This is a genomic window from Streptococcus sp. A12 (genome assembly GCF_905372335.1).
Classification (GTDB): domain Bacteria; phylum Bacillota; class Bacilli; order Lactobacillales; family Streptococcaceae; genus Streptococcus.
In genome coordinates this window covers 1-24,567 of sequence record NZ_CAJPOU010000014.1, presented here as the reverse complement: position 1 = coordinate 24,567, position 24,567 = coordinate 1, and the positions used below count along the sequence as shown (strand labels likewise).

The 24,567-nt window shown below is 43.7% G+C and carries 21 protein-coding genes; 12 read left to right on the top strand and 9 right to left on the bottom strand.

Annotated elements, in window-relative coordinates:
* Window positions 1-30: 30 nt before the first annotated feature.
* A complete protein-coding gene (gene hutI, locus QZ158_RS03325; protein WP_293874746.1) occupies window positions 31-1,278 on the top strand; it encodes an imidazolonepropionase in 1,248 nt (415 codons plus the stop codon).
* A 108-nt stretch (window positions 1,279-1,386) separates the two neighbouring features.
* Here hutI and QZ158_RS03320 read toward each other — a convergent pair whose 3' ends face one another.
* Window positions 1,387-2,358, bottom strand: a complete 972-nt coding sequence (locus QZ158_RS03320; RefSeq protein WP_293874744.1) for a hypothetical protein — start codon at window positions 2,356-2,358, stop codon at window positions 1,387-1,389.
* A gap of 360 nt (window positions 2,359-2,718) precedes the next feature.
* Here QZ158_RS03320 and QZ158_RS03315 point away from each other — a divergent pair, with 360 nt between their 5' ends.
* Together QZ158_RS03315 and QZ158_RS03310 are read left to right on the top strand one after the other, a co-directional pair.
* Window positions 2,719-5,103, top strand: coding sequence for a phosphoketolase (locus QZ158_RS03315; protein ID WP_293874742.1), 2,385 nt, complete (start codon window positions 2,719-2,721; stop codon window positions 5,101-5,103).
* Window positions 5,104-5,338: 235 nt separating this feature from the next.
* Entirely contained in the window at window positions 5,339-9,790 is a 4,452-nt protein-coding gene (locus QZ158_RS03310) for an SGO_0316/SGO_0317 family LPXTG-anchored serine peptidase (protein ID WP_293874740.1), read from the top strand.
* 259 nt (window positions 9,791-10,049) lie between these two features.
* On the opposite strand, the gene QZ158_RS03305 is transcribed toward QZ158_RS03310, so the two are convergent.
* From QZ158_RS03305 to QZ158_RS03295, 3 genes are read right to left on the bottom strand one after another with little or no spacing between them, the layout of a single operon-like run.
* The gene (locus tag QZ158_RS03305; protein ID WP_293874769.1) at window positions 10,050-10,457 is read right to left on the bottom strand and encodes a hypothetical protein; all 408 of its coding nucleotides are present in this window, start codon (window positions 10,455-10,457) and stop codon (window positions 10,050-10,052) included.
* A complete protein-coding gene (locus QZ158_RS03300; protein ID WP_293874738.1) occupies window positions 10,438-11,340 on the bottom strand; it encodes a phosphodiester glycosidase family protein in 903 nt (300 codons plus the stop codon). The genes QZ158_RS03305 and QZ158_RS03300 overlap by 20 nt, the downstream gene beginning before the upstream one ends.
* On the bottom strand, window positions 11,327-12,379 hold the full coding sequence (locus QZ158_RS03295) for a bifunctional glycosyltransferase family 2/GtrA family protein (protein WP_293874736.1): 1,053 nt from the start codon (window positions 12,377-12,379) through the stop codon (window positions 11,327-11,329). Before QZ158_RS03295 ends, QZ158_RS03300 begins: the two co-directional genes overlap by 14 nt.
* Before the next feature lie 277 nt (window positions 12,380-12,656).
* Here QZ158_RS03295 and rpsF point away from each other — a divergent pair, with 277 nt between their 5' ends.
* From rpsF to QZ158_RS03275, 4 genes are all read left to right on the top strand, one after another.
* Window positions 12,657-12,947 (top strand): 30S ribosomal protein S6, encoded by a 291-nt coding sequence (gene rpsF, locus QZ158_RS03290; RefSeq protein WP_006595679.1) that lies wholly within the window; start codon window positions 12,657-12,659, stop codon window positions 12,945-12,947.
* A 26-nt stretch (window positions 12,948-12,973) separates the two neighbouring features.
* Window positions 12,974-13,468 carry a single-stranded DNA-binding protein gene (locus tag QZ158_RS03285; RefSeq protein ID WP_006595680.1) on the top strand — a complete coding sequence of 165 codons (495 nt, stop codon included), beginning with the start codon at window positions 12,974-12,976 and terminating at the stop codon, window positions 13,466-13,468.
* Between the two features lie 41 nt (window positions 13,469-13,509).
* Window positions 13,510-13,749, top strand: coding sequence for a 30S ribosomal protein S18 (gene rpsR / locus QZ158_RS03280; RefSeq protein WP_000068664.1), 240 nt, complete (start codon window positions 13,510-13,512; stop codon window positions 13,747-13,749).
* A gap of 308 nt (window positions 13,750-14,057) precedes the next feature.
* On the top strand, window positions 14,058-14,579 hold the full coding sequence (locus QZ158_RS03275) for a GNAT family N-acetyltransferase (RefSeq protein ID WP_293874733.1): 522 nt from the start codon (window positions 14,058-14,060) through the stop codon (window positions 14,577-14,579).
* Between the two features lie 35 nt (window positions 14,580-14,614).
* Here QZ158_RS03275 and QZ158_RS03270 read toward each other — a convergent pair whose 3' ends face one another.
* Together QZ158_RS03270 and QZ158_RS03265 are read right to left on the bottom strand one after the other, a co-directional pair.
* Window positions 14,615-15,289 carry a DUF1129 family protein gene (locus QZ158_RS03270; protein WP_293874732.1) on the bottom strand — a complete coding sequence of 225 codons (675 nt, stop codon included), beginning with the start codon at window positions 15,287-15,289 and terminating at the stop codon, window positions 14,615-14,617.
* 28 nt (window positions 15,290-15,317) lie between these two features.
* A complete protein-coding gene (locus QZ158_RS03265) occupies window positions 15,318-16,262 on the bottom strand; it encodes a magnesium transporter CorA family protein (RefSeq protein WP_023024261.1) in 945 nt (314 codons plus the stop codon).
* Between the two features lie 121 nt (window positions 16,263-16,383).
* On the opposite strand from QZ158_RS03265, the gene uvrA reads away from it, so the two are divergent.
* The 5 genes from uvrA to nusB all read left to right on the top strand — a co-directional run bounded on the left by uvrA (window position 16,384) and on the right by nusB (window position 21,766).
* The gene (gene uvrA / locus QZ158_RS03260; RefSeq protein WP_293874731.1) at window positions 16,384-19,209 is read left to right on the top strand and encodes an excinuclease ABC subunit UvrA; all 2,826 of its coding nucleotides are present in this window, start codon (window positions 16,384-16,386) and stop codon (window positions 19,207-19,209) included.
* Window positions 19,206-20,273 carry a Xaa-Pro peptidase family protein gene (locus QZ158_RS03255; protein ID WP_293874730.1) on the top strand — a complete coding sequence of 356 codons (1,068 nt, stop codon included), beginning with the start codon at window positions 19,206-19,208 and terminating at the stop codon, window positions 20,271-20,273. Before uvrA ends, QZ158_RS03255 begins: the two co-directional genes overlap by 4 nt.
* A gap of 85 nt (window positions 20,274-20,358) precedes the next feature.
* Window positions 20,359-20,919 carry an elongation factor P gene (gene efp, locus QZ158_RS03250; RefSeq protein ID WP_006595686.1) on the top strand — a complete coding sequence of 187 codons (561 nt, stop codon included), beginning with the start codon at window positions 20,359-20,361 and terminating at the stop codon, window positions 20,917-20,919.
* Window positions 20,920-20,955: 36 nt separating this feature from the next.
* A complete protein-coding gene (locus QZ158_RS03245; protein WP_006595687.1) occupies window positions 20,956-21,345 on the top strand; it encodes an Asp23/Gls24 family envelope stress response protein in 390 nt (129 codons plus the stop codon).
* Entirely contained in the window at window positions 21,338-21,766 is a 429-nt protein-coding gene (nusB, locus tag QZ158_RS03240; RefSeq protein WP_048691133.1) for a transcription antitermination factor NusB, read from the top strand. Before QZ158_RS03245 ends, nusB begins: the two co-directional genes overlap by 8 nt.
* A gap of 248 nt (window positions 21,767-22,014) precedes the next feature.
* On the opposite strand, the gene QZ158_RS03235 is transcribed toward nusB, so the two are convergent.
* The 3 genes from QZ158_RS03235 to QZ158_RS03225 all read right to left on the bottom strand — a co-directional run.
* Window positions 22,015-22,980 carry a LacI family DNA-binding transcriptional regulator gene (locus QZ158_RS03235; protein WP_293874729.1) on the bottom strand — a complete coding sequence of 322 codons (966 nt, stop codon included), beginning with the start codon at window positions 22,978-22,980 and terminating at the stop codon, window positions 22,015-22,017.
* Window positions 22,961-24,415: a sucrose-6-phosphate hydrolase gene (locus QZ158_RS03230; RefSeq protein ID WP_293874727.1), complete on the bottom strand. Its 1,455-nt coding sequence runs from the start codon at window positions 24,413-24,415 to the stop codon at window positions 22,961-22,963. The genes QZ158_RS03235 and QZ158_RS03230 overlap by 20 nt, the downstream gene beginning before the upstream one ends.
* The coding region (locus QZ158_RS03225; RefSeq protein ID WP_293874725.1) for a hypothetical protein at window positions 24,378-24,567 on the bottom strand (190 nt) is incomplete at its 5' end. The genes QZ158_RS03230 and QZ158_RS03225, both read right to left, overlap by 38 nt.

Below are 24,567 nucleotides of genomic sequence, written 5' to 3'. Positions count from 1 at the left end.
AACAATGGAAATAGAAAGGAATGTTTTCATATGTCTGCTGATGTAATCTTAACCCACTTTAACCAGTTGTTTTGTCCAAATGATTTAGGCCATCCTCTCTATGGAAAAGAGATGGCAGAAGCGCAAATCGTTTCCGATGCTTATATCGCTATTAAGGATGGAAAAATCCTCGCAGTTGGGACAGGTCAACCCGATCCAGAACTGATTGATGACCATACGGAAGTAAAATCTTGTGAAGGAAAAGTTGCGACTCCTGGTTTGATTGACTGCCACACTCACTTGGTCTATGGAGGCAGTCGTGAACATGAGTTTGCGAAAAAGTTAGCGGGTGTTTCTTACTTAGACATCCTCGCCCAAGGCGGTGGAATTCTGAGTACTGTTCGGGCAACACGTGAAGCATCTTTTGACAATCTCTATGACAAGTCTAAACGACTGTTGGACTATATGCTACGTCATGGGGTGACCACCGTTGAGGCTAAGAGTGGCTATGGTTTGGATTGGGAAACGGAAAAACGCCAACTAGATGTAGTAGCAGCCTTGGACCGTGACCATGAAATTGATCTGGTTTCGACCTTTATGGCAGCTCATGCGATCCCGACGGAGTACAAGGGCCGTTCTAAAGAGTATTTAGATCTCATTATTGAGCAAATGCTTCCAAAAGTGAAGGAAGAAAAGTTAGCTGAATTCTGTGATATCTTCTGTGAAAAGGGTGTCTTTACAGCAGATGAGTCCCGCTATCTTCTGTCAAAAGCCAAGGAAATGGGCTTCAAACTGCGGATCCATGCGGATGAAATCGAGTCCATCGGTGGTGTTGACGTTGCGGCTGAATTGGAATCCACCAGTGCAGAACACCTGATGGTGATTACCGATGAAGGCATTCAAAAACTAGCCACAGCAAAAGTTATCGGAAATCTTTTGCCTGCTACAACCTTCAGCCTCATGGAAGATACCTATGCACCAGCTCGTAAGATGCTGGATGCTGGGATGGCCATCACCCTAACAACCGACAGTAACCCAGGATCCTGTCCGACAGCCAATCTCCAGTTTGCCATGCACCTCGGTTGCTTCATGATGCGTTTGACACCAGTTGAGATTCTCAATGCGGTAACTATTAATGCAGCTTATTCAGTAGATCGTGCCAAAACTATTGGATCTTTTGATACTGGAAAACAGGCCGATATCACGATTTACGATGCACCAAATCTAGATTATCTCTTCTATTTCTTTGCGACCAACCTAGTGACAGATGTCTATAAAAATGGTAAAAAAGTGATTTAATCCTCTCGTTTCAAATGTGACCTAAATAGAAAAAATCCCCTCATCAATTGATTCTGATGAGGGGATTTTAGTGCTGAGAAAAGTATTTCCAAAGGGAGTTGGAAAGCTTTAAATTCCAACCTTGACATCTGGGAATCTCTCAGACACCTGTGCAAAAAGAGTGTAGAGTTGTTCTTCAGCGTTCTTCTTATTCTTAATGGCTAGGCGGTGCTGTTTCTTTGGTTTGTCCTTGCGGATGTAGCACAATTGGAAGATTGAGCGAGCAATCCCTGATTGACGAACTCGAGTGACATGTAAGTATAGTTGTTGAACCTCTCGTAAATCAATCGTTTGCGTTCCTCTGAAATAGGTAATCAAATGATTTTTGTACAAGATAACTTTTAAGTCTTGATTGTAGTAGCTGGCTTCATCAGACAGGCGGGACAGATCTCCTTGGAGTTCGGGATAGTTTTGGTGGAGTTCCTGATAGGAAGCAATGGTCCGTTTCCGAAGGGAGAAGCTGGCTACGACCATTATGATAGAAAGTCCAGCAAGAGCAGCTGAACCAATTAAGAGGAATAAGGAGTCTTTGTTGTACTCTGTGAAGCTTAAGTAATAGCTGGTCGTCATATTAAGTGACACGACAGAAGTCGGGTCGAGAAGGGAATGGATGTAGTCGCTATAGCCGACAAGGCGACCGTTACGAGACGTATTTTTGCTATCCTTTGCCAAAGGGGCTAATTGCGTTCCCTTTAGTTGATAAGGTTTGGTCAGCAGTTCCCCATTTTTTGCCTTATCAACGATTTCTTTAATCGTCGCATCGTCTTTTTTGGCTTCGATCCCTGCAAACTTACCATCGTTTTGGTTATCGTACTGGACGATATAGAGGACGTGGCCGTTATCTACAGTTCCGACAGGTTCTCGTGTAATATCATAGACTTGCATCGTTACAGGGTCCCCAGACTTTTCTGCCTTCGCAAAGCTCGTAGAAGGGTTCTGGCGTCCCATCCATAATGAAAATACTAATCCTGCGAATGCAAGAAAGACAAGGGCAAGCACCAGACCGGACACAAATCCTTTATTGCGTTTTTCCTTCATCATAACGATCTCCTTTAGTTTGATATCTAAAGTATATCATGAAAGATTTTATGTGACAAGGAAATTTATAGATAGCTGATTTCAAAGGCTTTTTGAGCGTTCTAAGCAAAAACCTGTTTGTAAAATGATTGAAAAATACTTTGATTTTAGAAGAGATTTGCAACTTTTTATAAAAAACTATATTTTTTTTAATTTTTTCTATATACAAAAAGCTAAATTATTGATAGAATAGAGAAGAATTGAATTAAATTTGGTTCGCGTTCGTTCTGTCTTCATATGAATGAAATAGAATGTTTATAACCTAAATACTTGCACTGGATTCTAATTCATCAGAATCATAGCTAGAATTTGAGAGGAGACAATATGACTGTTGATTTTAACAGCAAAGCTTACTTGGATAAAGTGGATGCGTGGTGGCGTGCAGCCAACTACATTTCGGCTGCTCAAATGTACTTGAAAGACAACCCATTGTTGAAACGTGAAGTGGTTGAAAACGACTTGAAGGCTCACCCAATCGGACACTGGGGAACTGTACCAGGACAAAACTTTATCTATGCTCACTTGAACCGTACCATCAACAAATACGACTTGGATATGTTCTACATTGAAGGACCAGGTCATGGTGGACAAGTTATGGTGTCCAACTCTTACTTAGATGGTTCTTACACAGAATTGAATCCAAATATCCCACAAAATGAAGAAGGATTTAAACACCTATGTAAAATCTTCTCATTCCCAGGAGGGATTGCCTCTCACGCGGCACCTGAAACTCCAGGATCTATCCATGAAGGTGGAGAGCTTGGTTATGCTCTTTCTCACGCAGCTGGAGCTGTTTTGGACAATCCAGATGTGATTGCTGCAACCGTAATCGGTGATGGTGAAGGAGAAACTGGTCCATTGATGGCTGGTTGGTTGGCTAATACCTTCTTGAACCCAGTTAACGATGGTGCTGTTCTTCCAATCTTCTACCTCAACGGTGGGAAGATCCACAACCCAACGATCTTTGAACGCAAAACAGACGAAGAATTGGCCCTCTTCTTTGAAGGTCTTGGATGGAAACCAATCTTTGCAGACGTAACAGCTATTTCTGACGACCACGAAGCAGCTCATGCTTTGTTTGCAGAAAAATTGGACGAAGCGATTGAAGAAATCAAGAAAGTCCAAGCAGAAGCTCGTAAAGGTTCTGCAGAAGAAGCAACTCAACCAGTATATCCTGTCTTGATTGCTCGTATTCCTAAAGGTTGGACTGGACCAAAAGCTTGGGAAGGTACACCAATCGAGGGTGGATTCCGTGCTCACCAAGTTCCAATCCCAGTAGATGCTCACCATATGGAGCATGTGGATGCTCTTCTTTCATGGTTGGAATCATATCGTCCAGCTGAATTGTTCGACGAAACTGGTAAATTGCTTCCTGAAATTGCCGAAATTGCACCAAAAGGTGACCGTCGCATGGCTATGAACCCAATCACAAACGCAGGTGTCATCAAACCAATGGACACTGCTGATTGGAAGAAACATGCCTTCAAGATTGAAACACCAGGTGCTATCATGGCCCAAGATATGATCGAGTTTGGTAAGTATGCAGCAGATCTTGTGGATGCGAACCCACATAACTTCCGTATCTTTGGACCAGATGAAACCAAATCAAACCGTCTTCAAGAAGTCTTCACTCGGACAAGCCGTCAATGGTTAGGACGTACGAAACCAGACTACGATGAAGCTTTGAGCCCTGCTGGACGTGTCATTGACTCTCAATTGTCTGAGCACCAAGCAGAAGGAATGCTGGAAGGATATGTCTTGACAGGTCGTCATGGATTCTTCGCTTCTTACGAATCCTTCCTTCGTGTTGTAGACTCTATGATTACTCAACACTTCAAATGGTTGCGTAAATCTAAGACACATACGACATGGCGTAAAAACTACCCTGCCTTGAACTTGATTGCGACTTCAACTGTTTTCCAACAAGACCACAATGGCTACACTCACCAAGATCCAGGTATCTTGACTCACTTGGCTGAGAAAACTCCTGAATACATCCGTGAATACTTGCCAGCAGATACCAATAGCCTGCTTGCAGTGATGGATAAAGCCTTCAAGGCAGAAGACAAGGTAAACTTGATTGTTACTTCAAAACACCCACGTCCTCAATTCTACTCAGCTGATGAAGCAGAGGAATTGGTTCGTGAAGGATACAAGGTGATCGATTGGGCATCTACTGTTTCAGCAGATGAAGAGCCAGATCTTGTCATTGCAGCTGCAGGTACAGAGCCAAACCTTGAAGCTCTTGCAGCCATCACAATCTTGCACAAGGCCTTCCCAGAATTGAAGATCCGCTTTGTCAATGTGGTAGATATCTTGAAATTGCGTCATCCATCCGTTGATGCGCGTGGACTTTCAGATGAAGAGTTCGACAAAGTCTTCACAACTGATAAACCAGTGATCTTTGCCTTCCACGGTTACGAAGGTATGATCCGTGATATCTTCTTCAATCGTCATAACCATAACCTTCGTGTACATGGTTACCGTGAAAACGGAGATATCACAACACCATTCGATATGCGTGTGATGTCTGAGTTGGATCGCTTCCACTTGGCACAAGATGCAGCTAATGCAGCTCTTGGAGCAGAAGCAGCTAAATTCGTAGCTCAAATGGACGAAACAATCGCCTTCCACAATGCTTACATCCGTGAACATGGTGATGATATTCCAGAAGTACACAACTGGAAATGGGAAAACGTAAATAAATAAGTTTATTCCAAAAGAAATCAGAAGTTATTCTGATTTCTTTTTTTGTACCTTTTTAAAGAAAGAAACTTTGGCTAAGGAACTCACCTTGGCAAGAGAAGATTCTTCAATAATGGATAGAGAAATCTGAAAAAATCAATAAAATAGTATATTTTTTTAGATTGCATTGACTTTGCATAAGATAAGGACTAAAATATAGGTGCGGAAACCGCTTACAAATATTAAAGGAGGTCTGGTTATGGGAAGCGACAGACAACAACGTTTTTCTTTACGAAAATATGCAGTCGGCCTAGTATCGGTACTTGTCGGATGCTTTTTTTGTGGGGTGACTGTTTCAGCCCAGGAGCAGGAAGGGCAGGTAGATGTTCCCGCTCTTGTAGTCAAGGAAGAAAGTCAGGAGGTGAATTCGACAGTCGGACAGGACAAAGGTTTGGACGGAGCTCATGCAACTGATACTGTTAAGGAGGAGTCTTCCTCGCAAGAGCCAGCCAAGACTAATGGTAAGGACCAGACCAAGCAACCACAAACTACCTCTTCAGCTACTAGCGATCCTTCGAATGAGAAATCAAAAGAAGAGAAGACCTTGTCAGCTTCTGTTATGGCAAGTCCAACAGCTAATCCTGAGCTTGCTACGAAGGACACTCCCAAGGAAGTAGCGAAAGAAACTCTAGAGGATTCAAGTCCAGTCGAGGTCCTAGTTCGTCTGAAAGAAAAAGTTTCTGATGGGGTTGGAGAATCATCACCAGTCTCAAAAGAAGCGCGTATCGAACAAACCAACCAAGACCACGAACAATTTTTGAAAGAACTCGAAAAGCAATCCATTCAGTTCAAAAAATTGTATGACGTTAATTTGCTCTTTAATGGACTGGCTCTAGAGACGACTTATGGAGATGCTAAAAAGATTCGGGGACTAGCACGTGTAGATGCCCTAGATTATGCTCCACTAGGTCGGACTAGAGTGGAAGAAACACAGCCTGCTCCTGCATCACCGACTTCAACTACGACCAAGGTCAGTGAAGAAAATAGTCTGATCAATTTACAGCCACTCTGGGATAAGGGGATCAAGGGTCAAGGTCAGGTTGTAGCGGTCATCGATTCGGGGGTCGACCCTGCCCACGATATTTTTCGTCTAACAGATATCAGCAAGGCCAAGTACAAGAATGAAGCGGAAATTGAAGAGGCAAAAAAGAGGGCCGGCATCACTTACGGTAAATGGTACAACAATAAAGTCGTCTACGTTCACAACTATAGTGATATGGATGACAATGTTAAAGAAGATGATCCAATCTCTCACGGTACCCACGTAGCTGGAACCGCTGTGGGCAATGCCTCTCAACCATCTCCAAATGGTGAGATTATCCGAGGTGTCGCTCCCGAAGCCCAGCTTATGTTTTTGCGTGTTTTCTCAGACACCAAGGGCGGGCAGGTGCAAAATTTCATCTACACTAAAGCAGTAGAAGATGCCGTCAAATTAGGGGCGGATTCCATCAACATGAGTTTGGGAACCGCATCAGGCTCGATTTATGATGTGGGAGAAATTACGCGCCAGGCCTTTGAGGCCGCAAGAAAGGCTGGAGTGACCATTACTGTTGCCTCTACCAATATGGCGACCAATGGCTTCTGGCACAGCAAACCACTTGCAAGCACACCAGATTATGGGATGACAGGAACCCCATCCGTCAATCCAAATGTCATCTCAGTCGCGTCTATTAATAGTCTGACCAAGCATGAGTCGACAGAAGCAAGTCTGACCGTAGAAGCCTTAAAAGGTTCCGTGGACTTTCCTGATGGCAAAATTCCGATGCACTCCTTTGTAGAACGCGATGCCTTTCGGACAACCATCCCTCAAAGCTATCTCCATGTGGAAAAGGGAGGGATCGACCACTACCAAGCTGATAGTATCAATGGGCACTTAGTCCTTACGGAGCGAGGTGGGGAAGTTTCGGATGTGGATAAGGTCAAAGAGCTGAAAAGAGCTGGTGCTACAGGGGTGATCTTCTACCAGACTGAGGAGCAGGGCAATAATCCTGTAGGTTTTGACTTAGAAGGACTGGGGGAACGATTCCCAGTTGGGGTTATTGGCCACGATGCTGGAAGTGTCCTAGCACAACATGCCCAGGACTACCAGCTCCATATTGCCAACAAGTTCAAACGGGTTCCGTACGACGCAGCCAATCAATTATCCGACTTCTCCTCTTGGGGGCTGTCAGCTGATGGCGACCTCAAACCGGATGTCACTCTTCCAGGAGGGATGATCTACTCATCTGTTAATAATGGAGAGTACTATATGGATAGGGGGACCAGTATGGCCTCTCCTCACGCGGCAGGTGCCACTGCACTGGTGAAACAAGCCCTGAAGGAGCGCTTCCCTCATCTCAGTCCAGAACAGTTACAAGTTCTTGTCAAACAGATGACCATGAGTACAGCTATCCCGCATGTGGATGAAGAAACGCATGCCTATTCCTCTGTTCGTCAGCAAGGAGCAGGGGTCATGGATGTCACAGCTGCAGCTCTAGGAGATCTCTATGTAACAGCCAAAGATGCAAAAAGTAGTCTGACACTAGGCAATGTCACAGATACTTTTGAGTTTGACGTGACCATCCACAATCTTTCCAATCAAGAGAAGTCTGTTCGTTATGAAACGACCCTTCAGACAGATCAAGTTCAAGATGGCAAATTCACCCTCCATACTCGTCTATTAGAAACTTTAGACGGTAAGGAAACGGTCACTATCCCAGCCAATGGTCAGCGGACCATCCATGTAAGGGTTGATGCGAGCAAGTACAAGGAAGAGCTCAGCAAGCAAATGCCAAATGGTTATTTCTTAGAAGGTTATGTACTGGTCAAAGATGCCAGCAACCAAAAACATCTGGTCAGCCTCCCTTATGTTGGCTTCCATGGGGAGTACCAAAATCTGCGTGGCATTGAAAAGCCAATCTACGAATACACAGGTAGCGACAAGCCGTTTTACTACTACAAGGACAAGACCGATTATCCAGATGAAAAAGTCCCAGAAACGCCAGAGCGTCATCCAGACAATCACTTTACCTCTTTGATCAGTTATGTCTATGAAAATGGAGAATCCGTAGCCAAAACTCTTGGACAGGATGGAGATCGCTTTGATGGGGACCAACTTTACTTCTCTCCAAACAATGATTCCAGCTTTGATAGCATCAAGGTCAAAGCCGTCATGCTTCGCAATGTTGAAAATGTCCACCTATCAGTTTACAAGAAGGAGGACACAGCTCGTACTAACCCGATTTACGAGGTCGGAAATGAAGTCCACCGTAAGACAGACTGGAGTTACCGGATTGGGAACCGTAGCGAAGAGTTCTATGAAATCTCTTGGGAAGGTTTGGACAAAGATGGCAAGCAACTCCCAGATGGGCAATATCAATTTATCATCACTTATCGTCCGACTGCTTCTGGAGCCAAACAGCAAGAGCTCAATTTCAAAGTTAAGATTGATAACACGGCTCCAAGCATCGAGTCTGGAAGTGCTCAGTACGATCCAGCAACACGGATTTTCCGACCAGGTAAGGTGATCGAAACTGGTAGTGGACTAGCAGGGACTTATCTGTCCTATGTCAAAAATGGGGAAACCGTGGCCTTGGACCCCCAAGAGGACGGTAGCTATCTGCTTCCGGAAGGGGTGGACCTTTCTACTGTTCGCTATACCATTTGGGATAAGGTCTACAATACCACTGAGATGGACATCGAAGGAAAGAAAGTAGAGGCAACGACTCCGACGAATGAAATAAGTTCAGATGAACAACCAAGTGAGACAGAATCTGAAAAACCAAGGGCTGAAAAGGGCACCTTGGAGGTGGTCTTCACGGATAGCAGCGGAGAAGTCATTTCGTATTATCCATCCGTCGTTCGTTACCAAGTAGTGGATGACCAAGCTCGTGTAGTAGAAGGAGAGTTCAATGCGTCCTACAATGCTGGCACCTTCCCAGACTTACCTTTTGGCACTTATACAGTGAAAATCACCTTGTCTGATTACCATTATGATTGGGGAACAGAGCTAGTGAAGAAGGTGACGGTTTCAGCCGAAAATCCACATCCAAAAGTGACCTTTGCCTTCCATTATTTAGATGAAAACAAACTCACTATTGGATTTGATCAGCCGGTTCCGACAGGAACAGTCGTAAAAGTGGTGGGGAATGATGGTATCAGTCGCCTTCTCCCACAAAGTATCTATGATTTGAAACGCTTTGAGACCATGTTGATGAACGACTCCTATCGTGTTCATGTGGATCTCCCAGCGGGGTATCGTGCATCGGAAAATGATTTCCTTTATGAAGTGAGCAATCAAATCAATTTCCACCTTCTTTCTTTGGTCAAAGACGTTATCAAGCCAAACCCAGAGGTGCATAGTGGGGCGATTGTGGAACCATGGATTCAACCAGAAAATCCGACACTAGAGTTACCGGAAACTCCAGTGACCCCAGACCAACCAACTACACCTGAAACGAAAGAAGTTGCAACAAACAAACCAGTCGCTGTTGGCTATCACACTGGTGGCCAAGCAGAAGTAGCTGCTTCAACGCCAACAAGCAACCTTCCAAAAACAGGACAAGATGAATTGGTTTCAACAGTCCTTAGCCTCTTTGGCATGACCTCACTAGCTTTGGCAGGATTTGTAGCTAGCAAAAAAACGAGAAGGCTAACTGGGGATAGCAAGTAAACAAACTGTTTTTGCATAAAAATTAAATGATTCTGCAATAGATATCATTTACTCCTTACAGGGACTTTCCGCTGTGAGAAAAGTGCTTGAAACAATATTGTTTCAAGCACTCGGGAGTTTTGAAACCTTAGGTTCAAAACTAAGTCATGGAACTTTGAAGAAGTTCGCTGACGTCCGTTCTCACCTAAGGAAAGTTTCTCAGAAGACTTTGACTTCAAACTAAAACGTCCGTTCTATAAAGAAACGGACGTTTTTGATCTTAGGCTGTTTTCTCCACCCAGACACTGCGGACAAAGAAGATGCTGATGAGGGCAAGGGCTAGGAAGATCCCTGCAACATAATAGTAGGGTTGATCGAGAGTTGTTGAACGACCAGAGAGGTTAACAATACCTCGGTAGAGGGCTCCAGCAGTTGCCGTGGCAACAGCTGAGTTCCAAAGATTAAGAGTGATTCGAGAGAGGCCTTTTACCACTAGTTGCAGAGCCACTAGCAAGGCGCCACCAATCAAAGGAATCAAGAAGAGGTAGTGCATGAAGGCAGAGGTTTCGCCAAAACTAAAGTGTTCGTAGATGCGACTTCCGACGAAGAAGAAAGCTGAAATCAGAGTGTACCAGAGGATGGTCTTTTTCAACCGTTGTTTGATAGGATTAGTAACCGATGTAGACAATGTCACTCACCGCCCTTTCTGAGATAGTACCATTTGTTGTTGGTTTGTTAATAACTTGGCCATTGAAGTAAAGTGTAGAAGATCCACCCCCGTCTAGGTTATAGGCTGTTTTAACGCCATAAGACTTCATCACTTCTGCTAATTGGTAGAGAGACAGGCCTTGGCTCTCTGAAGTCCGGCCGTTCGAGACGACAATGATGTAGTGGTTTTCGTCGATGATTCCGATAGCCGTCCGTGGGTTAGAAGACATGGATTGTCCCACCTCTGAATTGGTATCGACAGTTATTTCCCCATTTTCCACCAAGGAAGGTCCGAAGGCAAGGAGATTAACAACCCCGTCTTTGACCAACTGATCCGCAGAGATTTCATCTTCGTAGATAACCTTGAAGGAACCATCTTTATAAATCGCCAGGTCGCCATTGCTAGAGTCTTCGCGAACCGTATCACGGTAGACCACTCCGTTTCGGATGACATAGCCGGTGCTGTTAGCTCCGTAGTAGTCTCCATTGACGGCTAGAATGGCATTATTCTCAGCTGCAGTGACGGAAGTTTTAGCTGTCACGTTTGTTCCATAGGTATTTTGGGCTAGAGCCGTCTTGAGATAGTCTGAGGAGCTAAGCGTAATATCTGCAATGTAAACCTGAGTGTTTTCAACTGTTTTTTCTGTCAGGCTTACCTGGATATTGTCATCGGAGTAACTGGTATCTGTAGTAGTAGCAGTTGCGGAAGCTTGTTCAGCCGCCTTGGTATCAGTGGTCGTAGCTTTGACTGTTTGGATAGCATCGGATAAGACAAAGGTCTTGAGCATAGAATAGCTGAAGGAACTTGTTAGCAGGATGCCGAAACAAGCAGCATAGGTATATGATTTTTTAAAGAATTTCATGGTGGGTAGCAGTCCTTTCCTTGAAAATGATTTTTTTCTGAATCAACCACGAGACGACGAAGAGCAAGAGTCCGACGATCACTTTGCTGAGGAGTAAATGGAGACCAAAGCTTGTATAGAAGAGTCGAATCAAGAGGGTATCGAGAATAAAGAGTCCAATCGCAAGTCCCAAGTAACCACTTCCGGTTCGAGCCACGCTGTCTTTGTTCTTAAAGACTAGACGTTTGTTGGTCGAGTAGTTAAAGATGGAGCTGGCAACACGAGCGATCCCGTTTGCAAGGAGGATGCGAAGACTAATCGGGACAGCCATCATCACGAAAAGGAAGAAGGCGTAGACTAGATAGTCAACGATAAAGCTACTCAGGGAAGAGAGGGCAAACTTGAACATGTCCTTGTAGATCATGAGACCGTCTCGAATAGGACGGAAGTGGGATCCTTCATTGTCATTGATATAAACTGTTTCAATCGGAACTTCCCAGATGGGGAAGGCCTTACTAGCTGCGAGGAGCACATTCATTTCGTACTCATACCGTTGTCCCTCGATATCTAACATAAAGGGGATCATGTTGGTTGTAAAGGCTCGAAGGCCAGTCTGCGTATCTGTCACAGCGACCCCTGTTTGTTGCTTGAACAAGAAGCGGGTCAATTTATTTCCAAAAGCAGAACGCAAAGGAACCTTGCCTGAAAAGGCGCGTGCCCCTAGAACCAATTGGTTCGGATTTTCTTGTGATTGATTGGCTACGCGGAAGATATCCCAAACCTTATGTTGACCATCAGCATCGGCAGTGATGACTGTTCCGTATTGCCCTTGCTCTTGAATGTAAGTGTAGGCTGTTTTGAGAGCCCCTCCTTTTCCAAGGTTGGTTTCGTGGTGAAGGACTGTAGCTAGCCCGTCTAATTTTTCAAAAATCGCTTGGCAGTCATCAGAACTACCATCGTCCACAACGATAATGGAGAAGTCACATTTTTCTCTCAGTTTTTTTACCAGTTTGAGAAGTTTTTGATCGGGTTGATAAGCGGGGATGACTAAATAATTCATAACCGTTCCTCGTTTCTTGTTTGGGATGAAGGTAGTATAACGGCCCTTTCTTAAAGCTAACTGATATCAGTTTTCTTTAAGGAAAGGGAGAGATTTCCTTGTTGTAAAAAAGGAGAGAAAATAATAGAAGAAAAATAAATCTTTTCGAAAAGAATCAAGAGAAGGTATTTTCACTTGCCTTCTATCCCAAAGTCTGGTATAATAGTTTCTTGTGAGCAAACCTCACTTACCCCTTGCAAAGACTTGGGGTCATTAGACCAAAAGGAGGAACATATCAATGGCTAAATACGAAATTCTTTATATTATTCGTCCAAACATTGAAGAAGAAGCTAAAAACGCTTTGGTAGCACGCTTTGACTCTATCTTGACTGACAACGGTGCAACTGTTGTTGAATCAAAAGATTGGGAAAAACGTCGTCTTGCATACGAAATCCAAGATTTCCGTGAAGGACTTTACCACATCGTAAACGTTGAAGCGAACGACGATGCAGCTCTTAACGAGTTCGACCGTCTTTCAAAAATCAACGGTGACATTCTTCGTCACATGATCGTAAAAGTTGACGCGTAAGCCCTAACGAATAAAGAAGGTGACTAATGATTAACAATGTTGTACTTGTAGGTCGTATGACTCGAGATGCTGAACTTCGTTATACCCCTCAAAATCAGGCTGTTGCGACATTCTCACTCGCGGTTAACCGTAATTTTAAAAACCAAAATGGTGAACGAGATGCGGACTTTATCAACTGTGTGATTTGGCGTCAACAAGCTGAAAATTTAGCAAATTGGGCTAAAAAGGGTGCCTTAGTTGGGATTACAGGTCGTATCCAGACTCGTAATTATGAGAATCAGCAAGGTCAACGTGTTTATGTCACTGAAGTCGTAGCGGACAGCTTCCAATTGTTGGAAAGCCGCGCGAATCGTGAAGGACAAGCAGGTGGTGGTTATGCTTCAGCTGGAGGATTTGCAGGAAATGCAGCTCCAAGCTTTGGAGGATCTGAACCATCAAACGCAACACCAAACTTTGGACGTGATGACAATCCATTCGGAGCTAATCCAATGGACATCTCGGATGACGATCTACCATTCTAAGAATGGGTTTAACGAATTAAAACTATAAAGGAGAAATAAACATGGCTCAACAACGTCGTGGCGGATTCAAACGCCGTAAAAAAGTTGATTACATCGCAGCAAACAAAATTGAATATGTTGATTACAAAGATACTGAGCTTCTTAGCCGTTTCGTTTCAGAACGTGGGAAAATCCTTCCTCGTCGTGTAACAGGAACTTCAGCTAAAAACCAACGTAAAGTAACAACAGCTATCAAACGCGCTCGCGTAATGGCTTTGATGCCTTTCGTAAACGAAGATTAAAGAAAAGACCCTTACGGGTCTTTTTTTCACGAGCCTGGAAATTGGATAGCGAGTTGAGGTCCAGTGGACCTCTTTTTCATGAGCTTGAAAACAAGAGAGCGAATAAGACCCTTACGGGTCTTTTTTTCAGGTCCAGTGGACCTCTTTTCCATGAGCTCGGAAACAAGAGAGCGAATTAAGACCCTTTTGGATCTTTTTTTGCGAGCATAGAAATGTGATAGTGAGTTAGGTCCGTGTGAAACTCTTTGTCCTTTCCCAAGCTCTAATTATGCTATAATGAGGGGGAGAAAGGTATCAAGGAGCGCAACATGAAGGAATGCACAATCATCAGAAGAATGATGGAGTATGATATTGAAGGGATCTCTCAAGCCTTTATCCATCAAGGGTGGCCGGGTAGAGAGGATATCTTGACTAGCTATTTTCAGGAGCAGGAGAATAGAGAGAGGGACGTATTAGTAGCTGAGTCGGATGGATTTGTGGCAGGCTATATCACTATATTGCCTGCTGCCAAACACGGCCCTTTCGTGGGAGTCTATCCTGAACTATCTGATTTTAATGTTTTTGAACCATTTAGAAATCGAGGGATTGGGAATCAACTCTTAGAGGAGGCAGAAAAAAGAGTCTGGCTACTATCAGAGATTGTTACTTTAGGGGTTGGTTTACACTCGGGTTATGGCCCAGCTCAAAGACTGTATGTCAAACGAGGCTATATCCCAGATGGATCTGGAGTTTGGTTTAGGGATCAGCCCTTGGCCCCTTACAGTTCTTGTGAAAACAATGATGACTTAGTCCTCTATTTTTCAAAAAGATTGAACAGGGAGATACAGTAAAAACAAAAACGGATGAAAACTTCATCCGTTTCTTTTTAGCGTCGTTGAGGTGCTGTATTGGCGCTCTTGATATTGTATTTTTTCTTCAAATAGTAGCGGAGGAGAAGAGCACTACCACCGAGTAAGAGCATGAACCAGTTTGGTACACGCGGGTTGAGGAATTGTGGAAGCAAAGCAGTGACCATGAGAATCACAACCCAAAGGATCATCGCCAACATTAGGATAGGAAGTGACTTGGTTAAAGCAGGCCGTTTCATTCCACGTTTAGAAACTTCGTAGTATTGGTAGAAGTAGTAATACATCAAATAGAGCACAGCCCCACCAGCCAAGCTACCAAGAGTCAATGTGAGGAGTCCATAAGTGGTTCCCTGAGGAGCAAATAAGTTCATGAAGGCTGAAATGGCAGCAAAGAGACCAAAGACAAGAAGGAAAGAATCTGTGATCATGAGATGAGGAGCATCATTCTCTTTTGGATGCTCTTTTTCGTAGCGTTCCTGATCGCTAAAAGCATTGGCCCAAACAGTTGGCGCTCCAAAGAGAGTTCGCGCTGTTACTCCTTTTGGTTGGTTTTCAAAGATAGCTGGAAGAATTTCTTCAATCAGGCTAGTAGCCTCTTCTTCTGTTTTGCCGTTTTCAATCAATTGGTGTTTAGCGATGCGAACGAATTCTTGATTCTTTTTACTTAATTGGGTCAAATCAAATTGAGACATAAATACTCCTTTGTGTTATTAGTAGATGTTAGAACCATTTTTTATGGATAAGGTAGACAACGAGCGATCCGGTCATGGCAAAGGCAATAAAGATAATGAGCCAGAAAGCATTAGGTTCTCCGTTGAGGGGGAGATCATTGTTTTTAAAGTTCATCCCATAGGCCGAGAAGATCATGGTTGGGATGGACATGACGATGGTCACCATGGCCAAGGTTTTCATGATATTGTTCTGGTTGTTGGAGATGATCGATGCGAAGGTATCGGTCATAGAATGGAGAATGTTTCCATAAATATCCGCCATCTCAATGGCCTGTTGGGTCTCGATCAAGGTATCTTCCAACAAGTCCTCGTCTTCCAGGTATTTCTTGATGTTACTAGTGGCACTGGTCAATTTCTTGATCACACGCTCATTGGTTTTTAGAGAGGCCTTGAAGTAGACGATGGTTTTTTCCAGCTCCATCAGTTCAATCAGCTCTTCATTACGCGTTGATTTGTGCAATTGACTTTCAATCTGTTCACTCTTACGATCCAGGGTACGAAGTGCGGACAAATACAGTTCAGCATTGCGATAAAGGATCTGGAAGATGAAGCGGGATCGCATGAAGGTATAGAAATTCCGCAAGCGACGATTGATAAAGGTGTCTAGGAGAGGCAACTCTTCCAAGCAAGTGGTGATGATAGCCTCTTCTGTTAGGATGATCCCCAAAGGGATGGTGACATAGTAGGTCTGATTGTTCCGCTCTTCCTTGATGGGAACGTCTACGATGATCAAGGTATATTCATCTTCGATAGTCATACGGGACATTTCTTCCGCATCGAGCGGTGCCCGTAAGTCGGCAATATCGATGTTAAAAGCAGAGGCGATTTCCATCGATTCACTTTGGGAAGGATTGACAAGGTTGATCCAGCTACCGGGTTCCAGTGTCTCTATTTCTTTAAATTCAGTCGTTGTCGATAAAAAGACCTGTTTCATGGTGCCTCCCCTTGTTTTTTTACACCTTAACATTATAACAGAAAAAGCACGCTTTTGGATAAAAGAATGCTGAAAAATTTGATATAATGAAGGATAAATAAATTGATGAAAAGTGGAAGAAATGCTCGATAAAATTGTCATTCATGGAGCGCGTGCTCATAATTTAAAAAATATTGATGTTGAAATCCCTCGAGATAAGCTGGTCGTGGTCACTGGTCTATCAGGTTCTGGGAAATCGAGCTTAGCCTTTGACACTCTCTATGCGGAAGGACAAAGACGTTATGTAGAGAGCCTGTCAGCCTATGCTCGCCAGTTTTTAGGAAATATGGAAAAACCCGATGTGGACTCGATTGACGGCTTAAGTCCAGCCATTTCCATTGACCAAAAAACAACCAGCAAAAATCCGCGGTCAACGGTTGGAACGACTACAGAAATCAACGATTACTTACGTCTTCTATATGCTCGTGTGGGGACTCCATACTGTATCAATGGCCATGGGGCGATTACCGCTTCTTCGGTCGAGCAAATTGTAGACCAAGTTTTGGAACTTCCGGAGCGCCAACGCCTGCAAATTCTAGCACCGATCGTTCGTAAGAAAAAAGGCCAGCATAAGAACATCATCGAAAAGGTGCAAAAAGACGGCTATGTCCGGGTGCGGGTGGATGGCGATATTTTTGATGTGACAGAGGTTCCAGAATTATCCAAAAGCCAGAAGCACACAATTGAGGTTGTTGTAGACCGGATTGTCATCAAAGATGGCATTCGTTCTCGTCTCTTTGATTCGGTCGAAGCGGCCCTTCGGATCGCAGATGGCTACGTGGTCATCGATACCATGGACGAAAATGAACTGCTCTTTTCAGAGCATTATGCTTGCCCGGTTTGTGGCTTTACCGTCCCTGAGTTGGAACCTCGTCTCTTTTCATTTAATGCTCCCTTTGGCTCTTGTCCAGATTGTGATGGGCTGGGGATCAAGCTAGAGGTGGACTTGGATTTGGTTGTTCCAGATGCTAGCAAGACTCTCCGTGAAGGAGCACTAGCACCATGGAATCCGATTTCTTCTAACTACTATCCTCAGATGTTGGAGCAGGCCATGATCCAGTTTGGGATTGATATGGACAAGCCCTTTGAAGACTTGTCTCCAGAAGAGCGGCACTTGGTTTTCTATGGTTCTGAGGGCAAGGAATTCCATTTCCATTATGAGAATGAATTTGGTGGGGTTCGCGATATTGACATTCCTTTTGAAGGGGTCGTTACCAATATTAATCGCCGTTACCACGAAACCTCTAGCGACTTTACCCGCAATCAGATGTTGTCCTACATGAATGAATTGACTTGTGCTACCTGCCATGGCTATCGTTTGAATGACCAGGCCTTGTCTGTCCGAGTAGGAGGAGAGAAGGGGCTACATATCGGGCAAATCTCTGACTTGTCCATTGAGGACCATCTTAAGGTGGTAGCTGATCTCAAATTAAGCAAGAATGAGGAGACCATTGCGCGACCGATTCTCAAAGAAGTCAAGGATCGTTTGACCTTCTTGAACAATGTTGGCTTGAGCTATCTGACCCTGTCTCGCTCGGCCGGGACTCTATCAGGGGGAGAGAGTCAGCGGATTCGCTTGGCTACTCAGATTGGCTCTAACCTCTCAGGTGTTCTCTATATTCTGGATGAGCCTTCGATTGGCCTTCACCAAAGGGACAATGATCGTTTGATTGCCAGTCTCAAGAAGATGCGTGATTTGGGCAATACCTTGATCGTTGTCGAACACGATGAGGATACAATGAGAGAGGCTGATTACCTGATCGACGTCGGTCCAGGAGCCGGTGTCTTTGGAGGCGAGATTGTTGCAGCTGGAACACCTAAGCAGGTAGCTCGCAATAGCAAATCCATCACTGGTCAGTATCTTTCTGGCAAACGGGCTATCCCCGTACCAACGGAACGACGGGTTGGCAACGGACGCTTTATCGAACTGACAGGGGCCGCTGAAAACAACTTAAAAGAGGTGACAGCACGCTTCCCTCTGGGCAAGTTCATTGCTGTAACAGGTGTTTCTGGCTCAGGCAAGTCCACCTTGGTCAACAGTATTTTGAAAAAAACACTGGCTCAAAAATTGAATCGCAATTCAGAGAAACCAGGGAAATACAAGACTATTTCAGGAGTTGAGCACATTGATCGACTGATCGATATTGATCAAAGCCCGATTGGCCGCACTCCACGCTCCAATCCGGCTACCTATACAGGTGTATTTGACGACATTCGCGATCTCTTTGCCCAAACCAATGAAGCCAAGATTAGAGGCTACAAAAAAGGCCGCTTTAGTTTCAACGTCAAAGGTGGCCGGTGTGAGGCTTGTTCGGGAGATGGGATTATCAAGATTGAGATGCATTTCCTACCGGATGTTTATGTACCGTGTGAAGTCTGCCATGGGCGACGCTACAACAGTGAAACCCTAGAAGTTCACTATAAAGATAAGAATATCTCCCAGATTTTGGACATGACCGTTAATGATGCGGTGGATTTCTTTAAACATATTCCAAAGATTAATCGCAAGTTGCAGACCATCAAGGATGTCGGCTTGGGCTATGTGACTTTGGGACAGCCGGCAACGACACTTTCTGGAGGAGAAGCCCAGCGGATGAAGTTGGCTTCAGAGCTTCATAAGCGCTCAACTGGCAAGTCCTTCTATATCTTGGATGAGCCGACAACAGGTCTTCATACAGAGGACATTTCTCGCTTGCTCAAGGTCTTGGAACGCTTTGTAGATGATGGCAATACCGTTTTGGTCATTGAGCACAACTTGGATGTCATTAAGACAGCGGATCATATCATTGATTTGGGACCAGAAGGTGGTGTTGGTGGTGGTACCATTATTGCGACAGGAACACCAGAAGAAGTAGCCAGCAACCCAGCTAGCTTTACAGGACAGTATTTGAAAGGGAAATTACAATGAACCAACGAATTACAAATCTACGAACTAAAATGAAGGCACAGGATCTAAAAGCTGTCCTCATTAACAACTTGAAAAATGTCTACTATTTGACAGGTTTCTGGGGATCAAATGGGACTGTTTTGGTGACAGAAGAGCGCGTGGTCCTCTTCACTGATTCACGCTACACCATTCATGCCCATGCGACTTGTTTCCCCTTTGTTGAGATTGTTGAAACCCGCAATGAATTGGAAGAAGCGGCAAAAATTGTCAAAGACGCAGCGATCCAAGAACTTGGCTTTGAGGATGAAATCACAGTTGCCTACCATACCCGTCTAGCAACCGCTTTCTCAGGAGTCGCTCTAAGAGTCTTGTCTGATTTTGTAATGGAGTTTCGTTTGATTAAAGATGAGACAGAAGTAGCAACCATCCGCAAGGCCTGCAGTATTTCAGATCAAGCCTTCCTAGATGTGCTGGAATTTATCAAGGTTGGCCAAACAACAGAATTAGAAGCGGCGACCTTCCTTGATTTCAGAATGCGGGAATTGGGGGCTTCAGGTGTATCCTTTGATATCATCTCCGCTGCGGGAGAACGCTCTGCTATGCCTCATGCGACTCCAAGTGATCGCATCATCTCTGCTGGGGATGCCTTGACCTTGGACTTTGGCTGTCTTTACAACCATTACGTCAGTGATATGACCCGGACCATTTATGCAGGTCATGTCAGCGACAAGGAAAGAGAAATTTACGAAACGGTCTTGAAAGCCAACCAAGCTCTCATTGCTGAAGCCAAGGATGGACTCGGTTTCCGTGATTTTGATAAAATTCCTCGAGATATTATTGAGGCTGCAGGATACGGTCAGTACTTTACTCATGGAATTGGCCACGGAATTGGCTTGGACATCCATGAAGAGCCTTATTTCAGTCAAACTTCCAAAGAAGTTATCAAGGCCGGCATGGTCTTGACAGATGAGCCAGGGATCTACATTGAAGGCCTATCTGGTGTCCGGATTGAAGATGATCTCCTGATTACGGAAACCGGTTGTGAAATCTTGACCTTGGCACCGAAAGAATTGATTGTGATCTAAGGAAATTTGCAGAGACAGATTTGAGAAATCTGAGTATTTGTGATAGAATAAAGAGTAATATAATTTTAAAAAGAGGTATGAAAACATGATTGAAGCAAGTAAGTTGAAAGCTGGTATGACCTTTGAAACAGCTGATGGAAAATTGATCCGCGTTTTGGAAGCTAGCCACCACAAACCAGGTAAAGGAAACACCATCATGCGTATGAAATTGCGTGATGTACGTACTGGTTCAACTTTTGATACAAGCTACCGTCCAGAAGAAAAATTTGAGCAAGCTATTATTGAAACTGTACCAGCTCAATACTTGTATAAAATGGATGACACAGCTTACTTCATGAATACTGAAACATACGACCAATATGAAATTCCTGTTGTCAATGTTGAGAACGAATTGCTTTACATCCTTGAAAACTCAGAAGTGAAAATTCAATTCTACGGAAGCGAAGTGATTGGGGTGACGGTTCCTACAACTGTTGAATTGACAGTTGCTGAAACTCAACCATCTATTAAAGGTGCTACAGTGACAGGTTCTGGTAAACCAGCTACAATGGAAACAGGTCTTGTGGTAAACGTTCCAGACTTCATCGAAGCAGGACAAAAATTGATTATCAATACAGCTGAAGGAACTTACGTTTCTCGTGCCTAATCAGCTCTAAAATAGGTCTGATAGAAAGGAACTTCTATGGCAACTGAACAATACGGTGAAATCGTCATTGCACCTCGTGTGCTAGAAAAAATTATTGCGATTGCGACTGCAAAAGTAGATGGTGTTCATTCTCTTGAAAACAAGAGTGTATCGGATAGCCTTTCAAAACGTGCTCTTGGACGTGGGGTTTACCTTCGTACACAAGAAGATGGTCAAATCTCTGTTGATATTTACCTTTATCTAGAGTATGGTGTAGCAGTCCCTAAAGTAGCGGTTGCGATCCAAAAAGCAGTAAAAACAGCTGTCTACAATATGGCAGATGTCACCTTGGATGATGTCAATATCCATGTGGTTGGAATCGTGACTGAAAAAGCAGCGAAACCTGATTTGAAAGATTTGTTTAATGAGGATTTCCTCAATGACTGATATTTTATTTGAATCACGTCGTGATCTACGGGAGCGTGCCTTTCAAGCTCTAATGAGTTTAGAGTATGAAGGGGATGTTGTAGAAGCGTGTCAATTTGCTTTTACTCATGACAAAGAGGAAACTGACCAGGAAGTGGAAATTCCAGCTTTTCTACTCAATTTGGTATCTGGTGTTCGTCAATCAAAGGATGAATTGGATCAACAGATTGCCCAACACTTGAAAACTGGATGGACCGTCGAACGCTTGACTCTAGTGGAGAAAAACATTCTTCGTTTGGGTGTATTTGAAATTACTTCCTTTGATACCCCTCAATTGGTTGCAGTGAATGAAGCGATTGAATTAGCTAAAACATTTTCAGATGAAAAATCTGCTCGGTTTGTGAATGGTGTCTTAAGCCAATTTGTGACAGAAGCAGAATAAGATAGAAAAGAAACCACCTTCACGGGTGGTTTCTTTTTAAGTATAGAGCTTCGCTTGATTATTAAAAGGAAAAAGGTTGGTACAAAAGTCCGGCCTCTCAATTGACTTTGGATTGTCGAACAAGACGCAGTGGTTGAGTGGGCTCTACTACGCTGCTTTTATCAGCTTTTACAGCCCTACTCAACTGTGCGGAGGTGGGACGACGAAATCGAATTCTAACGAATTACCGATTTCTGTCCCACTCTCTTTTAAACACTTTTGCCGGGTAAAACACTAACAGGGAGAAAATAGCCTGTTGTTTTTACATCTTTTCCTTCGATTTTTTGAAGAAGAAGGTCGACCGTCAGGCGAGCAATCTCTTGTAAGGGTTGCTTGATGGTGGTGAGACGGGGGAAATAATTTTCGATAAAGTAGGTCCCGTCATAGCCAATGATCTTCAGGTCTTCTGGAATGGCAATCCCGAGTTCGTCAGCGATTTTCATCACCAAAATAGCCGTTAGATCGTCAGATGCAAAGATGGCATCCGGTTTTTGCTGGGTCAAGATGGACTTGATTTCCATTTCTTTGCGAATGGGTGAATAATCACTGGAAACATTGATAATTTGTGCTTCTGGTAGGACAGAAGCAAAGCCAGCATGGCGAAGACCGGTTGGGGAATTAGAATTGTCATTCCCTGTAATCATGATAATCTTTTGTGCCCCTGTCTTGGAAAGGGTTTCCGCAGCGAGAACTCCACCAGCGTAGTTATCTGACGAGACGACAGGGATCTCAGGTGATAGGTTCCGGTCAAAGGCGATGATAGGAGCTGCGACCCGGTTGTAATCTTCAATCCCTAGATTATGACTACCAGAAATAATCCCATCTACTTGATTGGCTTCTAGCATTTCGATGTATTCACGTTCTTTTTCCGAATCGTGCTCGCTATTACAAATAATGGTTTTGTATCCATGTTTGAACAGTTCTTCTTCCAGTTTATCGATTAATTCTGCATAGAAGATATGGCTGATTTTTGGGAAGATTAAGCCGATTAACTTGGCTGATTTTCCTTGTAGGCTCCGAGCGATCGTATTGGGCTTGTAGCCCAATTCCCTCATGGCCTCTTTAACTTTTGAGACAGTTTTTTCAGATAAATAGCCCTTTTTGTTAATGACTCGTGAAACTGTCGTTGGGCTGACGCCAGCTAATTTGGCGACATCAGTGAGCTTTGCGACCATAGTCTAGTTCGTAGTATGTTCCAGTGGGTGTTCCGGATTTGATCAGGATACCAGTTTGATCATCATGCGGGAAGACGCGACCAGAGAATACCTTTTCTCCTTTGTTGATAAAGATTTCAAAAATCGAGTTATCGATGAAAATTGTAGCAGTTGTCGCTTGATTTTCGATTGGGCAAGTACGAGTAGTTCCAAACTCTTGGGCATACTGTTCGCCAGCTTGGCTACGGTCGACAATGACTTGACCATTTGCAATATCAAAAGTAATAGAAAGTCCTTTGCCTTCTTTATCGGCTAGGAGAACAATCTCACTTTTGCTATTGGCTTCAAAGGCTAATTCTAACTCGTAGCAATTATTGGTTGTTTCCTTGTTTGTAAACTCGGAAGAAGTGGAGCGGAGCTCTTTTACAGCTTCGACCGGATATTGATAAAGTTTACCATCCTGAATGGTTAGCTCTTTGACCAAAGAGAAGGCTCCTTGGTGATCATAGCGATCGGATGGGTAAGCGACATCTGGTAGACCTAACCAGCTAACCGTTAAGGCTCTTCCATCAGGAGTGTTGAAGCCTTGAGTTGCATAGGCTTCGAAGCCGTAGTCCAAGTTGCGCAATTCAGATACGTCAACGAGACGAGCTTGTTCAGGATCAAAAGAAGCCCCAATCTTATACATATTTGGATAGATATTGTCGTAGTTGAGGACTGCTTTGTCCAAACCTTGAGGGCAATAAAGAAGGACAGGTTGCTCGCCGACGAAGACCAAGTTAGGACACTCCATCATATAAGCTGTACGATCATTGTTGAAATCAAGATCGCCTACTTCAACCCAGTTGGTATAATCGTTATTCACCGCTTTGTAAAGGCGAACGAACCCTTTTTTCTCAAGGTCTTGACCACCGACGATGGCATAGTATTGATCTTTGAATTTAAAAATTTGTGGGTCGCGGAAATGATCGGTAGCATCCTCTGGTTGATCAATGAGGATTTGGTCGATTTTTTCGAGGTTTCCATCCTGGTCTAAGAGAGCTCCGATTTGGTAGGGATGACGGATCCAGTTCTCGTCTCGTACATTTCCTGTATAGAATAAGAAAAGTTTGTCATCGAATTGCATAGCCGAACCAGAATAGGCTCCGTGGCTATCCAAAGGTGTGTCTGGTAAGACTTTAAGACCAGTTTCTTTAAAATGAACTAAATCATCACTTTCCAGTTGTACCCAAGACTTCAATCCGTGAGCGGCTCCAAAGGGAAAGTTCTGGTAAAAGAGAATCCATTTACCATTAAAATAGGAGAAACCATTCGGGTCATTTAAAAGGCCAGTTTTGGGTTCGACATGGTAATGAGTATGCCAAGGAGAATTAGCCATGTTTTCTTTAATTTGTTTCTTTTCTTCTTCGGTCCAGTCTTCATACCGTTTGTACCGAAGTTCTGTTGTCCATTCCATTTGACTCCTCCAAAATTTTTCTTACTTCCATAGTACCGATTTCTATAAAAAAAAGCAAGACTTTGACCAAAGAATTGAGAAAAAATGTCAAACGTTTATCATAAAATATCGGACCGAAAGCTAGATGTGGTTTATGAAAACAAATGAAAAAA

Bases quoted from the DNA above. Each gene is read 5' to 3' on its own strand.
- hutI (WP_293874746.1), top strand. From the start codon at position 31: ATGTCTGCTGATGTAATCTTAACCCACTTTAACCAGTTGTTTTGTCCA.
- QZ158_RS03320 (WP_293874744.1), bottom strand. From the start codon at position 2,358: ATGATGAAGGAAAAACGCAATAAAGGATTTGTGTCCGGTCTGGTGCTT.
- QZ158_RS03315 (WP_293874742.1), top strand. From the start codon at position 2,719: ATGACTGTTGATTTTAACAGCAAAGCTTACTTGGATAAAGTGGATGCG.
- QZ158_RS03310 (WP_293874740.1), top strand. From the start codon at position 5,339: ATGGGAAGCGACAGACAACAACGTTTTTCTTTACGAAAATATGCAGTC.
- QZ158_RS03300 (WP_293874738.1), bottom strand. From the start codon at position 11,340: ATGAAATTCTTTAAAAAATCATATACCTATGCTGCTTGTTTCGGCATC.
- QZ158_RS03295 (WP_293874736.1), bottom strand. From the start codon at position 12,379: ATGAATTATTTAGTCATCCCCGCTTATCAACCCGATCAAAAACTTCTC.
- rpsF (WP_006595679.1), top strand. From the start codon at position 12,657: ATGGCTAAATACGAAATTCTTTATATTATTCGTCCAAACATTGAAGAA.
- QZ158_RS03285 (WP_006595680.1), top strand. From the start codon at position 12,974: ATGATTAACAATGTTGTACTTGTAGGTCGTATGACTCGAGATGCTGAA.
- rpsR (WP_000068664.1), top strand. From the start codon at position 13,510: ATGGCTCAACAACGTCGTGGCGGATTCAAACGCCGTAAAAAAGTTGAT.
- QZ158_RS03275 (WP_293874733.1), top strand. From the start codon at position 14,058: ATGAAGGAATGCACAATCATCAGAAGAATGATGGAGTATGATATTGAA.
- QZ158_RS03270 (WP_293874732.1), bottom strand. From the start codon at position 15,289: ATGTCTCAATTTGATTTGACCCAATTAAGTAAAAAGAATCAAGAATTC.
- QZ158_RS03265 (WP_023024261.1), bottom strand. From the start codon at position 16,262: ATGAAACAGGTCTTTTTATCGACAACGACTGAATTTAAAGAAATAGAG.
- uvrA (WP_293874731.1), top strand. From the start codon at position 16,384: ATGCTCGATAAAATTGTCATTCATGGAGCGCGTGCTCATAATTTAAAA.
- QZ158_RS03255 (WP_293874730.1), top strand. From the start codon at position 19,206: ATGAACCAACGAATTACAAATCTACGAACTAAAATGAAGGCACAGGAT.
- efp (WP_006595686.1), top strand. From the start codon at position 20,359: ATGATTGAAGCAAGTAAGTTGAAAGCTGGTATGACCTTTGAAACAGCT.
- QZ158_RS03245 (WP_006595687.1), top strand. From the start codon at position 20,956: ATGGCAACTGAACAATACGGTGAAATCGTCATTGCACCTCGTGTGCTA.
- nusB (WP_048691133.1), top strand. From the start codon at position 21,338: ATGACTGATATTTTATTTGAATCACGTCGTGATCTACGGGAGCGTGCC.
- QZ158_RS03235 (WP_293874729.1), bottom strand. From the start codon at position 22,980: ATGGTCGCAAAGCTCACTGATGTCGCCAAATTAGCTGGCGTCAGCCCA.
- QZ158_RS03230 (WP_293874727.1), bottom strand. From the start codon at position 24,415: ATGGAATGGACAACAGAACTTCGGTACAAACGGTATGAAGACTGGACC.